This is a genomic window from Fictibacillus solisalsi, from assembly GCF_900103485.1.
Taxonomy (GTDB): Bacteria; Bacillota; Bacilli; order Bacillales; family Fictibacillaceae; genus Fictibacillus_C; species Fictibacillus_C solisalsi.
Window position 1 is genome coordinate 809168 of the sequence record NZ_FNHW01000001.1, and the last position, 14092, is coordinate 823259.

17 protein-coding genes are annotated in these 14092 nt (G+C 40.8%); 16 read left to right on the forward strand and 1 reads right to left on the reverse strand.

Annotated features, from left to right (window positions below):
• Nucleotides 1-94: 94 nt before the first annotated feature.
• The 5 genes from BLT53_RS04220 to BLT53_RS04240 all read left to right on the forward strand — a co-directional run bounded on the left by BLT53_RS04220 (nt 95) and on the right by BLT53_RS04240 (nt 2648).
• Complete coding sequence (locus tag BLT53_RS04220) at nt 95-721, forward strand: hypothetical protein (RefSeq protein ID WP_090233018.1); 627 nt, start codon at nt 95-97, stop codon at nt 719-721.
• Nucleotides 722-954: 233 nt separating this feature from the next.
• Nucleotides 955-1332 carry a hypothetical protein gene (locus tag BLT53_RS04225; protein WP_090233020.1) on the forward strand — a complete coding sequence of 126 codons (378 nt, stop codon included), beginning with the start codon at nt 955-957 and terminating at the stop codon, nt 1330-1332.
• A 15-nt stretch (nt 1333-1347) separates the two neighbouring features.
• Nucleotides 1348-1578, forward strand: a complete 231-nt coding sequence (locus BLT53_RS04230) for a hypothetical protein (protein ID WP_090233022.1) — start codon at nt 1348-1350, stop codon at nt 1576-1578.
• The gene (locus BLT53_RS04235; RefSeq protein WP_090233023.1) at nt 1565-2218 is read left to right on the forward strand and encodes a hypothetical protein; all 654 of its coding nucleotides are present in this window, start codon (nt 1565-1567) and stop codon (nt 2216-2218) included. The genes BLT53_RS04230 and BLT53_RS04235 overlap by 14 nt, the downstream gene beginning before the upstream one ends.
• Before the next feature lie 142 nt (nt 2219-2360).
• A complete protein-coding gene (locus tag BLT53_RS04240; RefSeq protein WP_090233025.1) occupies nt 2361-2648 on the forward strand; it encodes a hypothetical protein in 288 nt (95 codons plus the stop codon).
• 1501 nt (nt 2649-4149) lie between these two features.
• On the opposite strand, the gene BLT53_RS04245 is transcribed toward BLT53_RS04240, so the two are convergent.
• Entirely contained in the window at nt 4150-4740 is a 591-nt protein-coding gene (locus tag BLT53_RS04245) for a TetR/AcrR family transcriptional regulator (RefSeq protein ID WP_090233026.1), read from the reverse strand.
• A gap of 219 nt (nt 4741-4959) precedes the next feature.
• Here BLT53_RS04245 and BLT53_RS04250 point away from each other — a divergent pair, with 219 nt between their 5' ends.
• The 11 genes from BLT53_RS04250 (at nt 4960) to BLT53_RS04310 (ending at nt 13674) form a co-directional block, all read left to right on the forward strand.
• On the forward strand, nt 4960-5562 hold the full coding sequence (locus BLT53_RS04250) for a dihydrofolate reductase family protein (protein WP_090233028.1): 603 nt from the start codon (nt 4960-4962) through the stop codon (nt 5560-5562).
• A 353-nt stretch (nt 5563-5915) separates the two neighbouring features.
• The gene (locus BLT53_RS04255) at nt 5916-6728 is read left to right on the forward strand and encodes an alpha/beta fold hydrolase (protein WP_090236690.1); all 813 of its coding nucleotides are present in this window, start codon (nt 5916-5918) and stop codon (nt 6726-6728) included.
• A 160-nt stretch (nt 6729-6888) separates the two neighbouring features.
• Nucleotides 6889-7590, forward strand: coding sequence for a DUF998 domain-containing protein (locus tag BLT53_RS04260; protein WP_090233030.1), 702 nt, complete (start codon nt 6889-6891; stop codon nt 7588-7590).
• 135 nt (nt 7591-7725) lie between these two features.
• Nucleotides 7726-8187 (forward strand): YciI family protein, encoded by a 462-nt coding sequence (locus BLT53_RS04265; protein ID WP_090233032.1) that lies wholly within the window; start codon nt 7726-7728, stop codon nt 8185-8187.
• Complete coding sequence (locus BLT53_RS04270) at nt 8156-9421, forward strand: RNA polymerase sigma factor (protein WP_090233035.1); 1266 nt, start codon at nt 8156-8158, stop codon at nt 9419-9421. The genes BLT53_RS04265 and BLT53_RS04270 overlap by 32 nt, the downstream gene beginning before the upstream one ends.
• 585 nt (nt 9422-10006) lie before the next feature.
• Nucleotides 10007-10348 (forward strand): DUF1801 domain-containing protein, encoded by a 342-nt coding sequence (locus tag BLT53_RS04280; RefSeq protein ID WP_090233037.1) that lies wholly within the window; start codon nt 10007-10009, stop codon nt 10346-10348.
• Between the two features lie 140 nt (nt 10349-10488).
• Entirely contained in the window at nt 10489-10839 is a 351-nt protein-coding gene (locus BLT53_RS04285) for a hypothetical protein (protein ID WP_090233039.1), read from the forward strand.
• A gap of 472 nt (nt 10840-11311) precedes the next feature.
• Complete coding sequence (locus BLT53_RS04290) at nt 11312-11905, forward strand: hypothetical protein (protein WP_139168370.1); 594 nt, start codon at nt 11312-11314, stop codon at nt 11903-11905.
• Between the two features lie 78 nt (nt 11906-11983).
• Nucleotides 11984-12295 (forward strand): hypothetical protein, encoded by a 312-nt coding sequence (locus BLT53_RS04295; protein WP_090233042.1) that lies wholly within the window; start codon nt 11984-11986, stop codon nt 12293-12295.
• A 204-nt stretch (nt 12296-12499) separates the two neighbouring features.
• A complete protein-coding gene (locus BLT53_RS04300; RefSeq protein WP_090233044.1) occupies nt 12500-12724 on the forward strand; it encodes a hypothetical protein in 225 nt (74 codons plus the stop codon).
• A 488-nt stretch (nt 12725-13212) separates the two neighbouring features.
• A complete protein-coding gene (locus BLT53_RS04310; protein WP_090233048.1) occupies nt 13213-13674 on the forward strand; it encodes a hypothetical protein in 462 nt (153 codons plus the stop codon).
• Nucleotides 13675-14092: the final 418 nt, after the last annotated feature.

Here is a 14092-nt window from a genome sequence, read left to right on the forward strand (position 1 = left end):
TAGAGGGCTATTTGTTATGGCTTAACATACAACAACAAAAGAAAAGCTCCCTCGGTAATTCGTTCGAGGTTGAAGCTAATGGAGGAGAAATTAAATGATGAACAAAATTAAAAGAGTGGTTTTTGGAGAGAAGAAAATGAGTGAACTTGAGAGCCTACAAGCTGAAGTGCAAATTAATGAGTCAGCAATTCAAGAGGAAGCTCAAAAGCAACAACGGTTAAATGAAGGATTAAGACTCTTAAATATTGAGCTTGAAGTGGCTCCAGATGACAAAGACCTTCTCAAGCGTAAGAAACGCTTAGAAACAGCACTGAATGAGTCTCAGGAGCGGGCTTCAGAAGCTACAACTCGTAAGGAAGAACTTGAAGGTAAAATTAGTAACCTTTCAAAAGAAAAGCGTTTAGCTCATTTACATGAACTGGCTGAACAAGACGTTGAAGGTTTTGAAAGAGGTCGGCGAGCTACTGTAATTAAAGAAGAAATTAGAAAGTTGATGAGGGAAATTGAAAGCAGAGACGGTCTATGGGGTTACTCTAAACCTGAAAGATTGCACAGAGAATTTGGAATAGACAGTTTCACCTTTGACAAAAACAACCCTGCTCATGATGACGCTCGAAAGATTTGGGAAACACAAAAGGGTGAAGCTGAGGAGCGGATTCAAAAGGAAGCTCAACAGGTAATTGATTTCCTCAAGAAGTACCTTGGTGGTTTTGACAACTAAGTAATTTCTAACAGGGGAGAGCATAGCAGCTCTCCTTTTTAAATTCAACTCTGTGGGAGGGAGTGTACATGTTAAAGCGCAGAAAGAAACCTGTAATTGACATTAGTTTTCTAGTTGAGATGGCTGAGAGGGAGCAGTCTTTCAGAGATAACCTCTTGAGGTTGAAATTAAACAACATTGAACTAAAAAACAGCTTGAATTTAGATCGAATTCAAAAAGGAGAGTGAAGAAGAATGAAGAAAGAAAAGACGCGCATTGATGAACTGGTTAAAAAAGCATTAAACAAGAAGAATGGTGGACTTACGAGGGTAGAAGTTAACGAGCTGGGTGACCTTCTTAAAAAGGTTTCTGATTCGATGGAGAACCTCTCAGAGCGTCTTGACTATGCTGGAGCTCAGGTGGTTTTTAAAGAAGCTCAAAAGGAATTTGAGAGGAAAGAGTTTGCAAGACTCCCGCTCTTTGACAAGTTTAAGAAATTAAACTCCAAAGTTGAAAACTTTGAAGCTCAAGCTAAACGAGCGGGTTACTCATTAGAGGACATTCAGGAGAGGGAAGAAAAGAAAGCCTTTGAAGAGTTCTACAAAGCATACGCTGAGAAGTACAACTACTAAGAGGAGGCGAAGACATTGACGAATGAACAAAAACAAAAAGTAGCTAAAACAATGAAGGAGCTTAATGATGCTGTAGTCAACAGTGACCTTGCTCTAATGTTCATGTACGAGCAAGAACTCACTGAGCTAATTGGTGTGGAGCTCTCCATGGAGTTCCTTGAGGACCTTGCTAGAAATGGGGAGGGAGTAATTGCTGAGTACATTTTAAAGTGCTTTGAAGGAGGTGAGACGAATGAGACGGAATGAACTTAAAGGGGAGCTGGAACTCAAAGTAAAGGAAATGGAAGTGGAAGCTAACCGAGACCGCCACTCTCCAGAGACAAAAAAGGTCTGGAGGGAGCTTGGTAAGAGAACAGAAGCTTGCTTTGCACTGAACCAAAAAGATGGAGTCTACTCAGCTTGCCTGAGACCAGTTGCCAAGGGAAAAACGAGGTGTACGCTTCATGGGGCAAACGTTAATGATAACGTGTCTGAGGAGACCAAACTTAAGAAGATGCAAAACCTGAGACCAGACGCTGGTATGATTCATGGATTGTACGCTGAGGAGTCCACTTTTGTACAGAGCTTGACAGATGCAGAAATTGAGTTCATGGCATGGCTGGATGACTCAGTGAGACAGTCTTACGAGGTTGAACAAGGACTAGGAGACTTAGTTCTTGAGGGTCTGCTCCATGATGCTGTGATTCACTTTCGTTTGTTGAACTCTGGAAGGTTTGAGAAAGGTAGTAGGCACACAGCCAAGCCTCTCCAAGACCTCATGAAAGCATGTAAGGATATGGGGTGGACAAAGAAGGAGCAGAACAACCAGAGTCAGTCTTCACAGGTACTAGACCGCTGGCTCAAGAGGCTAGATTCTGATTCTAACGAGGAAAAACCATTGAACTAAGATAACTGAGATAGCTGGACCTCCGAGGCTGGCTCAGGAGATGCAGAAGACCAACAAAAGGGGTTGGAGTCTCCGAGGCTGGGCTTTTATGTCCCGCTCCTCAATCGTGCTTTACAAATTAACCTACAGGGAGTGTAGCTGAATGATTAAGAGTTGGGATGTAACGATAGGAACTGTGTTAAGTGTAACCGTAGAGAAACACGTGAACGTAGACTCCTCAGATGTAACTAAGCAGGTGGTATCCTTAATGAAGCAAGAAATGTGCTCCAGAGCGTTCGTGAGCGACACACGAAAGACCAAAACAAGACTCATTGAGCTGGATTCTCCTGAGGTGATAAACTACCAAGCACTGATGAGTGAAGCTCCTGTAGGTGACTCTCCAAGCAAAAGGTCAGGACAGATGAAAGCTCAAAAAGCTTCTCTCGGTTAAGTTTCGCTTCACCATTTTACTTGTGAGCTTGACAACTTCTTAGTGAACACTGTACGATAAAGACTGAGAGTTATAAATGTACAGCGTTCAACAGATGTGAATGCTTGTTTAGCCGACTTAAAGTAGCTTTTACCCTTTTCAATCACCTTGACAGGGTAGAGGTCGGGGGTTCGAACCCCTCTCGGGTCACCATAACTTATACATATTACTAGCCTGTAACGCCTTGTACATCAAGGGCTGCGGGCTTTTTTGTCTTTTATTCGCTCCTTCCCTCATTTGAGGGGAGGAGCGGTTTGCTAACATTTTGCTAACCACGTATTGAGCTTCTTGCAGCGCTCTATGAAAGATATTTGCCACTTCGTTGTCTTGATTAGGTAATAGATGAGCAAATACTCTAGGTGAGCTTGGCATTGGAGTGGCCTAAATCGACGGGACACTAAGTATAACACTAGTGGGAACTCCTAACACATCAATATCAGTCCAAAAAAATCCAAATACAATATTCATCAAAAAAGCATGCAACCAAAAACTATTAGAACAGTTTTTTGTTTCTTAGTGGCCCTTGTTTTAAATACATTATAGGTATTGTTCTATCATATTTCATAGCACCCATAAGGATGGGTGCTTCTTATATATATCAACTCTCAAGGTTTTTGCTGGTCATGGAATCAATTGGAGTAATTTTGCCATAAGGATTTCAAATTTAAGAAATAAAGATAGGAAAAAATCTTAAGACTGTGTACAGTAAAAAAGACTACAGCTAACGCCGAGCCTTTTTCACTATCATTATAATATGGGTTTATATTTTTCGATTGCTTGCTCTTTTTATTAGAGGAAAAAATGTAAAGGTTTGATTACAATACAAAAAAGCCCGGCGTGTTGTTCCACCGCCGGGCCTTTTTGCGCTCATGGTTTGTGTATAAGCAAGAATTCCAGTAATGATCACGTCTGAATGATCAATTATATTTTTGGTTATTTAGGGTATTTATGTGGGAGCATGGAACTACAAAAACCCTTTAGTTTGTCCGATTTCTACAGTTCCATTTCTTTATAAATTGCCGGAAATGTTCTTTACTTAACTTCTGTCAATTTCAGTGCCTTTTTGAGTACCAATATTTTCACTCTTCCTGTACTAACGGGACATTTAGTTGAAAAAGAAAAGGGGATTCCGCAGTACTCCCTATTCCTCAACATAAGTAACCTATTAGTTTAATGTACAATCTCTGCTAAACCTTAATATAACTCCAATCCATAATTGTCGTTGCAGAATAAAGTACAAAAAGACGCCTTCTTATTCAAGAAAAGAGCCCGATTGTGATAGATAAAATTATTTAATAAGGGGAACAAATTATCTAATAACCTTCCCAATAATTTTAGCTATTAAAAAACTTCATTTACTTATAATACGGCTCACCGCACCTATTTAACCCGCGGTTATTAAACATAAACAGAGGATCCCCGATTGTAATGGGCATCCTCTGTTCGGGTGGAAACAAAGCGCTTAATCAAAAATCCGCTCACTAATCAACCGAAGAAAATCAGTCCACTTCTCTTGAAACTCTGGATCCTCTGGTTTATATCCTGTAATCATCCGGGTTACGTTTTCATATAGGAGCGGATAAATCGTCAGACTGGACATCATCAACGTGATAAGGGACGGATCTAACTCTTTTGGAACCAAGCCCATATCTTGTTTCGACCTCATATCCTCGACATATGATTGAAGAACCAGCTTTCTTCTTTCCTCACCATTTGAGTTTTCAGGAATGGAATCAATCGCTTCCCAGGCTGTAAATTTCAAAAAATCCATTAGATGTTCAACATTGACTTTAAATCGGAACTCCGCTGTATGTTTGGGATTTGCCGGCAAAATAAAATTCCCCGAAGAAACAGATCCAGCAAAATCATCAATCGTTTCATTGATTAAATGCTCTTTTCCCTTAAAGTAATGGTAAATTAATTGTTTATTCAGACCGGCCCTTTTGGCAATCGATTCAATTCTTGCCCCATTGTACCCTTTTTCAAAAAACTCTTCCCTTGCTGCGTCGAGTATCTTTCTACGTGTGCGTTCTGCATTACGTATTTCACCCATTTCTTCACCCTCCTGCTGTAACTCTCTTCTTTGTATCGTAAGTATTTTTAAAAAATAAGTCAACATAAGTTGACCATCTTGTAAAATTCAACTTGACAATAGGTAAGTTATAATTTATTTTTAATTTAACCTTTGTAAAGTTATAAGGAGAACTTGAGAACCTTACCTTATAATTTTTAAATAAGGCAAAATTTTAAACGAATGGCAGGGATTGTGTGAATGGGAAAAATTGCGGTATCTTTATATCTTTCGCTTGATGGGATTATGGAAGAACCAGCTTGGACGATGCCTTATTGGAATGATGAAATAGCAAAGTTTCAATCCGAGATGCTTTTATTTTCAACGGATGCCCTTCTTTTGGGGCGGGAAACATACGAAGGATTCGCTGCCGCCTGGCCAACAATGAAGGATGAGGATGGATTTGCAGATAAGATGAACACGATGCCCAAATATGTCGCTACAACAACATTAGAGAACCCTAAGTGGAATGCAACTTTCATAAAAGAAAACTTTGCGGACGAGGTGGCAAAACTTAAGCAGAATACCGATCAAAATTTATTAATTTACGGAAGCGCCCAAATCATTCGGCAGCTCATGGAACGGAACCTTATTGATGACTATCATTTAATTGTCCACCCGCTTGTGTTGGGTAAAGGAAAGCGCCTATTTACCAGTGAAATGGAAAAGAAAGACCTGAAGCTTGTGGATATAAAGACAACGAAAACCGGGGTTACAATCATGTCTTATCAGCCTGAAGAGGATTCAAGTCGTTTACAAAATGGTGAAACGCATCAAAGTACTAAACAAGTAACTCAACCATAACAACACGATTTTCTACTATAAACGAGCCTCTTGTTACATAAAATAAGAGGCTCAATTTTTTTTTGCATTTATTTATGGTTCCCAATTAATGCTAATCTACTTATTTAACAATTTGGCCCGATTGTTGAACACAAGTTAACACATCTCTTCAACAAAACTGCCCATTAGTTGAAGAAGCAGGGGAGTGCTTTATGAGACATCGAAATATGTTTTTGAAATTTATTACGGAAGTGTCGATTTTGCCATGAGCGGTCCGTCGTCTTAGTAGAGGAAAGGATATCCAGTAAAAATGGAAACCTTCCTTAATCTAAAACAATTTGAAATCTGTTAAAAAGCAAAGGAGAGATACAATGATGAAATCAGTAATTTCAAAAGACGGAACAAAAATAGCCTATGACAAAGTTGGTCAAGGACCGGCACTCGTACTGGTAGCGGGAGCTTTCAGCTACCGAAAATATCCGGGGCAGGTGAAACTGGCTAATCTGCTATCAAAGCAATTCACAGTCTACAACTATGACCGCCGCGGCCGCGGTGATAGCGGAGACACACAAGAATATGCAATAGCACGAGAGATGGAAGATCTTCAGGCAATAATTGAAGAAGCTGGTGGCTCGGCATATGTTTGGGGATTGTCATCAGGGGCGGTTCTTGCTCTGCAGGCAGCAGCCAAGGGGGCAAATATTAAGAAGTTAGCCCTGCATGAACCTCCATTCGTGGTCGATGATACGGGTCATAAACCGCCGAAGAATTTTATAAAACACGTTAATCAGCTAATGGCAGAGAATCGCCGGGCGGAGACCATCACATACTTTATGACCAAGGGCATGGGCGCACCTTCATTCGTTGTTAGCATGATGCGTATTATGCCAGGTGTGTGGTCTAACCTCATGGCTGTTGCTCACACCCTTCCCTATGATGCAGCTTTGATGGATGGATATATGGACGGGAATCCCCTGCCTGCCAAATTGTGGAGCAAAGTCACAATGCCAACGTTGGTGCTCGAAGGTACTGAAAGCCCCGTGGGGCTGCGTGATGGTGCCCAGGCACTTGTTAAAGTGCTCCCCAATGCGCAACTGTTGAGTAAAAAGGGACTCGGCCATACTAAGAAGCTTAATACAAAAATTATTTCAGCCGAGCTTGCAGCATTCTTTATGGGCAATCTCTAAGTTAGAGCATGTGAAGATCCAAGAAAAGAGTATCCTCACGGATGGGAATAGGGTCACTTCAAATTGCCGTGTAGCCTAAAGAAGGCCTGCGTAACTGAAATGTACTTAGAGTCGAAATTTAAAACGTGCCGAGAAGATAAATAAGAAAGGAAGGATTTCTATGCAAACAGCATATGCAAAAAAGAGTAATGTAAGCTTAATTCGGCTGCTTCTGATCGGCGGAGTAGTTTCTACACCACTGTTCTATGCAATAGCCATAATTCAAGCGTTTACACGTAAAGGTTTCGATATCAGACGCCACGCCATCAGTACCTTAACGTTAGGTGATTTGGGATGGATTCAAAGTGCAAACTTCATCATCACCGGGTTGCTTGCTGTGTTGGCGTCTATTGGATTCCGCAAGTTACTACGAGGCGGTAAGGGTGGCACTTGGGGTGCTTTACTCATCGGAATTTATGGGATTGGTATGATAGTGGCTGGTTTATTTCCTCCAGATCCGGGCCTGGGCTTTCCCACAGGTGCACCTCCTAATATGCCAGCAACAATGAGTGGCCATGCGGCACTACATTCTATGGCTTTCTTTATCGCCTTTATCTGTCTGATTGTAGCAACGATTATTTTTTCACGGCGGTTTGCTGCACAAGGGGAACGTGGCTTGAGAACCTATTGCATTGCGACCGGCATCATTTCACCATTACTAATTATTTTGGGAATAGGTATTAATAGTTGGACTGGTTTGATCATGGGATGCGCTGGAATTGTTGCCTTCGGATGGGTATCCGTTCTTGCTGCCCGACTACTTGCTTATGCTCCCACTCATCTATTGAGCGAAAAGGATTTTACTCCCAGCCGACGAAAGTAGTAGGGAAATCGAAAAATTTTTCTAATCGCTGTCGATCCAGGCAAGATTGGTTCGTCGTATAGATAGAAGCGGAAATACCCGGTCTGTTTTACATCGGTATACGAAGCTTCACAATAAAGTAGGAGGTAAACACATATGAGATTTATGATGATTGTCAAGGCTACAACAGATTCAGAGGCAGGGGCTATGCCAAGCCAGGATCTGATTGATGCTATGCAAAAGTATAACGAGGAATTAGTAAAAGCCGGTGTGTTACTCGCAGCGGATGGCCTGCAGCCTAGCTCAAACGGGATTCGGATTTCTTATCCAGAGCCTGGAGGAAAACCAAAGGTTATGGACGGTCCGTTTACGGAGGCAAAAGAATTGATAGCGGGATACACACTAATTGAAGTTAAATCCAGGGAAGAAGCTATTGAATGGGCTCTACGTATGCCGGATCCTCACGGATATGGACAGGGGGAACTGGAGATCAGACAGGTGTTCGAAGCGGAGGACTTAACTGGAAATCCCGAATCACTGGCAAAAGGAGCAACACTTCGTAAACAAGTTGAGGAGCAAAAAAGCCGTGACTTTGTCCCAAACACATCGAACCATTGATGCGATATGGAAGATGGAGTCTGCAAAGCTAATTGCGAGTTTAACCCGAATGGTACGTGACGTGGGTTTAGCAGAGGATCTTGCACAGGATGCTTTGGTAATTGCACTAGAAAGATGGCCGGAGACCGGTATTCCGGACAATCCGGGTGCCTGGCTGATGACAGCGGCGAAGCGGCGTGCGATCGATCTTATGCGTAGAATGAAGCTGCGTGATCAAAAGTATGTAGAGATCGCCCGAAGTATAGATTTATATACAGAGGAAGACGTTGATCATGTTTTGGATGGGGAGATCAGTGACGATCTCCTTCGTCTGATCTTTATGACCAGCCATCCAGTGTTATCACAGGATGCTAGAGTTGCCCTAACACTTCGCCTGTTATGCGGTCTTACTACAGATGAAATCGCACGTTCTTTCCTCGTCGCCGAATCAACGATTTCCCAGCGGATTGTCCGGGCTAAAAGAACCCTTAGGGCCGAGAAGATTCCTTTTGAGTTACCTACAGGAGAAGAGCGTAAAGAACGTCTGTCTGCAGTACTCGAGGTGATTTACTTGATGTTCAATGAAGGGTATTCAGCAACCTCTGGGGATCACTGGATTCGACCGCTGTTATGTCAGGAGGCACTAAGACTCGGACGCGTACTGGCCGAGGTAGTGCCACAAGAACCAGAAGTTCACGGGTTGGTTGCATTAATGGAAATTCAATCTTCGCGACTTAAAACCCGGGTTAGCTCTAAAGGTAAGCCTGTACTTCTAATGGAGCAAAACCGGGCACAGTGGGATCGTCTGTTGATCAGTCGGGGCTTAGCGGCACTTGAGCGCAGTCAGAAGCTTGGGCACCCGTTTGGACCATACTCATTGCAGGCTGCGATTAATGCTTGCCATGCCCAGGCGCCTACCGTAGCTGAAACGGATTGGATCCGAATTGCCGCTCTTTACGAAGCACTGTCCAGGGTAACTCCATCGCCGATCGTGGAACTAAACAGGGCGGTTGCCATATCCATGGCATTTGGACCCTCCTTAGGACTGCAGATTGTCGACGAGCTCAGTACCGAAACTTCCCTAAAAGGCTACCATTTACTGCCTAGCGTTCGAGGCGATCTTCTTGTCAAGGTGGGGCTATTCGATGATGCCCGTAGAGAATTTGAACGTGCGGCGTCGATGACCAGGAATGACCGTGAGAAGAAGCTCTTACTTAACCGTGCAGCTGAATGTGAGTCTAAAGCATCGATATAATTTTTCGCCACCTTGTCGATTACAAATCTCTCTGTTCGTCGTCATAGTAGGGAAGGGTTAAGGAAGCTCAGCTGCTGACAAAGTCATCTTCCCACAAGGAGGAAAACAATAATGAGATTTATGTTGATTGTCAAGGCAACGGGGTATACAGAGGCAGGTGTAAAGTATAGCCGGGTATACAAGTTGCAGTAAATGCATATAAGAAATTATTAGCCCGTGCCGGAGTGTTGCTTGCTGCAGAAGAGCTTCAACCTAGCTCCAGTGGGATCAGGATAGTATATCCATTACATAGCAGAGGCCTGAGATCAAGGCCGGTCCTTTTACTTTTGGTCAGGATCTGATTACAGGATATACTCTGATCGACGTAAGTTCAGAGGATGAGGCAACAAAATGGGCACTGCAGATGCCAGCTCCAAAAGGAGTCAAGGCATTTGAAATCGAATTGCGGAAGCTAGAAGTGGAAAAGGAATCTATACACGACCCTAGATCACTGGCTATGAGAGCTGATTTAGAAGACCAAATTAGTATGTTAAAAACTTTTTTATAAAAACTAGCCACTATTTATGTAAAAGGGGAGAATAAATAATGAATCAGGAAGTTACCGATTTTATTGAAGCACTACAAGAATCCTGGCAGAGGGAACTGTCTACTAATTTGCGTGAGGTTGTCCACCGGGCTATACCGGATGTGCATGAACGTATTCAGTATAAAAAACCCCATTTTTTGAAAAACGGAAAGTACGCCGCTGTTATCTCGATCTCGAAAGACGCGGTCAGCTATACGATTTTTAATGCTGCCGCGTTGGAGCTTCCGGAAGGCATGTTCAATGGTCCACCGGAAAGGAAAACACTGAAGTTGCGTAAGGGCGATACGTTTGATACAGGACAGCTGGTGTCACTGGTCAGCCAAGCTTCAAGCTCACTTTAAACGCCTGAAATGATGTCATGAAGGTCAGAGACTAAAAAGCAATAAAAGAAACGAAGGCAAACTTTACTTTCGCATTAATTAGGATTTAGATATCAGCCCATTGTTGTAAGAACGTTACCACTCAAATGGAACCGGCTACGATGATCATTAATCCAGACAAGACAATTACCTATACATGCGCCAGTGATACGCCTGATCCAGGTTCAACTGATATTATCGCTATGGCATTTACGAATGGAGTTAACAAAGTAACTTGGCATTGGTGGGGAGCTAGAATCTACATATCAAGAAACACTGTAAGATATGTAGCAAATAGGGATGCAATTGGTGGAATTTGGGTGCCTCATCCGATTATGTCCAAAGCAGCATCAACGTTAGGCGTTATCTACTTTATGTGTCCTGGAGGCATTCGTTTTGACGTTAGTGCTTGGAATATTGTTCGATCTGCAATAGGAACAATAATTCCTATCAGTTATGTACGCTTGCAATAAAAAGGATGGCATGAATTTCTTTTGTATTTAAGGGTTTTTACTATTCTTTTATTAATTTTGATTTTTGGTTTGTCAATGGGGAAGATGATTCCTAATAATTTGGATATGATGGCTGTCGTCATTATACTTATCATTTTCTTTGTCTTGGAAGCTAAAATCAGAAAGGAATCAACATGAGTAGTAACATCAAAAAAAGTACAGCCAGCATACACCTGGTTGTACTTTTTGAGTGGGGTGGTTTACTTATTCCACAAATCCATGATATTGGGAAGAGAGCTGAAGGAACGGCACTCTTTTTTTATGTGTAATGGTTAAATTTTGAAAATTTAGGCATTTTAGTTAGGGGTTATGGTATAATTTATTTAATTCCTCCTAATGGGAGACAGTGCCCTTTTTAAACGACAAGGACCTAGCATCCATTGTCGTCTTTTTATGCAATAAACGGAAAATTGATAAGGAAGTAGGGGATACATTGATTTGGCTCATTGTTTTTACTCCGGTATTATTGTTAGTCATTGTGGGAGTAATTATTGAAAAAAGAGGAAAACGAAAAGGAACTCATATGAAAATGGATCATGATAACCAGCATATTACGGATGATGGTAATGCAATCCGGGAGTCGGCATGTATTGGCTTAGTTCTTAGTATGTTTTTTGTTTTAGGGGCATGTAGTTCTGAAACACCAAATGAAAAAGCATTGAATGAGGCTAAGGAGAAAAAGGAACCGATTTCATACTTCAACAGCAAGGACATTACAGAAAGCAGCTCTGAAAACCTTGTCACACTGTTAAAGAAACAGAAGGAAGCAGAAAGTGGAAAAACATTCAAAATTAACATTCATATTATGCAAGATGGGACGAAATACGGAAGAAACCAATTGAGCTATGATGGGAAAATCTATACTTACAAAGTAAACACTAATTCATATCAAAAAACAGGAACCTATGCCTGCAAATCATGGGAGGGACTCTCGCTCCAAAATTGCACTCAGTTAGAGGAAGGTAAAGAGTTGCCATTGATGTTTGCTCGACTATCCGAAATAAAAAAAGCCGAATCAGAGTTATAATGTGATGGAAAAAGAAGGAGGTTACTTCCTTCTTTTTGTTCCTAATCTGACGATAGCTATTTGTAAGGATGGATTAGAATGAAAAAAATTTTAGCCTGCTTAGTTTTATCATTAATGGTGTACGGTTGTAATGACAAAGAAGCGATCAAAGAAGAAAAGTCCTCTCCTCCAACAGCGTCAGCTCAAGGTGTTAAACCAGCGGCTAAAAATGAAGCATGGGACTTTGGAGACCGATTTAGTGATTTTAACTTTATGCCTAAAAAGTTCGATGTTAAGGTTAGAAATCAAAAATTAATTCTTGATTTAGATTACACAATAAGTGATAAACTCGATTCCTATCACAAGGAATCGAGTTTTCATATGGAATCGGATATCCAGAAAGTACTTTAAACGTCACAGATATGGATTACAGTGATTAAGTTCCAGGTCCAATCCTAAAGGGACAAGAGAAGATTTTGGTACTGTGGAAGCAAAAGAATAAAATCGGAATTAATCAGAAATAAAAAAGCGGATACATTGATTTGGCTCATCGTACGTCTGCTGAATGGATCAGAGACCGTTTCGGTAGCTAACACTTTTTAGGAGGTGAACACCATGGAAAAGAGAAAACGCAATGTACTAATAGCAACCCTCATTGGTATGTTCTGCACCTACTTTATCGTTTACAATGGTAAAACTGTTGCTCATTTCTTATCAAACGAAAACGTTAGTGTTGCAGTATCCGTTTTTGTATTAGTAACTGTGATATCGTTTGTATTCGAAGATTTACTGGGATTACCTTTGAGAAATTCAAAAGGTAAAACAAGTAAAGACGCATAAATCCATTCAGGCAATAAGTGGAGGTCGTGTTAGCAATGAAAAACAATATGCTATTCCTTTACACCTCATTGGTCTTACTATTAATAAGCGCAGTCGTGCTACCATTCGCTGGAGAAGAAGCTGACGCACGAGTTATAGGCCTTCTAAGTCTATTTATTTGTGCGTATCTCATAATTGATCGCAGGGAACGAGACAAAAAGGATAAGAAGGAATAAGTTATTCCAAATCATTCGATTTACACTAAACACAGAGTATAATTTATACTAACCAGGCGTTCTGAGGAGGGGTTTTTATGGATGAAGGTACAACGTATGAATCTTCTGATTTTTTTATACAATTTGGTCCTATAACTATCGTTTTGATTCAAACGTTGGTCATCATTTTTGTCATTTGGATCATTATCAGATTAATAAATAGGGTTAGGTAATCCATAAAGACTCGTTCATAATAGGTTTAACGTGTGATTAGGTGCATGGGAAGGAGTCGAAATGGAGAAAAAAGAATTTTTGAGTGAGCGGAAATCTTTTATAAAAGGGTGCATTGCTGCATATTGTGTGGTCATAGCTTATCAGTTTGTAAATTTTGTCCTGCTTGAACCTGATTCAATGGACTCATTTAGGGAGTTAATGTTCCTTGTTTCTGCCATAGAGATACCAACGATTATTACGTTCGGATCTTTTATTATTCTACCAGGCTGTTTGATTGGTGAAGTACTTTATTGTAGGTTCGTACATAACAAGCATTTCTTATTAGGTTGTTTAATTTATGCAGGGATAGGCGTGTTATATGGAAGTATATTTTTCTTGCTTTCATATTTAAGCGATCCTTCTTCTGAAGGAGATATTGATTGGTATTTTTGGTTAATTTATATTAATTCTACCGTTGGTTCAGTGATGTTTTATATTTTCAGAAGAGACAAAGGTGGTAGCAACTATAATGCAGCCTTTTAAGCTTGTTATAGATGGGTGAAATTATACAATTGATACATGGGCTTGGAAATTTAATATCCTCAATAGTATATTGGGAAGAGAGCTGATGGAACGGCTCTCTTTTTATTTTGCGGTTTTGTTTACATAATAATTTAACAAAGCAGAAGCTCTCGGTCCTTTTTAATTCGTTTAATCTTCTATGTAAAAACCTTACTAAAACAAACACCAATGTACTAGAAGTTACTACAGACACAAGAAGTAAGGGAATAACCTTTCTAGCGTTTTTTGTACATCAAGGGTTGCGGGCTTTTTTATTTTTCATTTTTAAAATATGTAATTACGGGCACAGCTAAAGATTGGCCCTGAGTATTCTTGTGCAAGGAACACTCTTGATCAATCATAATTGGCAGGTTGTTGTACTGTAAATTCTGTATAATAT

Coding starts and splice junctions, on each gene's coding strand:
- BLT53_RS04255 (WP_090236690.1), top strand. CDS start 5,916: ATGAAATCAGTAATTTCAAAAGACGGAACAAAAATAGCCTATGACAAA.
- BLT53_RS04225 (WP_090233020.1), top strand. CDS start 955: ATGAAGAAAGAAAAGACGCGCATTGATGAACTGGTTAAAAAAGCATTA.
- BLT53_RS04285 (WP_090233039.1), top strand. CDS start 10,489: ATGATCATTAATCCAGACAAGACAATTACCTATACATGCGCCAGTGAT.
- BLT53_RS04295 (WP_090233042.1), top strand. CDS start 11,984: ATGAAAAAAATTTTAGCCTGCTTAGTTTTATCATTAATGGTGTACGGT.
- BLT53_RS04245 (WP_090233026.1), bottom strand. CDS start 4,740: ATGGGTGAAATACGTAATGCAGAACGCACACGTAGAAAGATACTCGAC.
- BLT53_RS04235 (WP_090233023.1), top strand. CDS start 1,565: ATGAGACGGAATGAACTTAAAGGGGAGCTGGAACTCAAAGTAAAGGAA.
- BLT53_RS04250 (WP_090233028.1), top strand. CDS start 4,960: ATGGGAAAAATTGCGGTATCTTTATATCTTTCGCTTGATGGGATTATG.
- BLT53_RS04260 (WP_090233030.1), top strand. CDS start 6,889: ATGCAAACAGCATATGCAAAAAAGAGTAATGTAAGCTTAATTCGGCTG.
- BLT53_RS04280 (WP_090233037.1), top strand. CDS start 10,007: ATGAATCAGGAAGTTACCGATTTTATTGAAGCACTACAAGAATCCTGG.
- BLT53_RS04310 (WP_090233048.1), top strand. CDS start 13,213: ATGGAGAAAAAAGAATTTTTGAGTGAGCGGAAATCTTTTATAAAAGGG.
- BLT53_RS04240 (WP_090233025.1), top strand. CDS start 2,361: ATGATTAAGAGTTGGGATGTAACGATAGGAACTGTGTTAAGTGTAACC.
- BLT53_RS04265 (WP_090233032.1), top strand. CDS start 7,726: ATGAGATTTATGATGATTGTCAAGGCTACAACAGATTCAGAGGCAGGG.
- BLT53_RS04220 (WP_090233018.1), top strand. CDS start 95: ATGATGAACAAAATTAAAAGAGTGGTTTTTGGAGAGAAGAAAATGAGT.
- BLT53_RS04300 (WP_090233044.1), top strand. CDS start 12,500: ATGGAAAAGAGAAAACGCAATGTACTAATAGCAACCCTCATTGGTATG.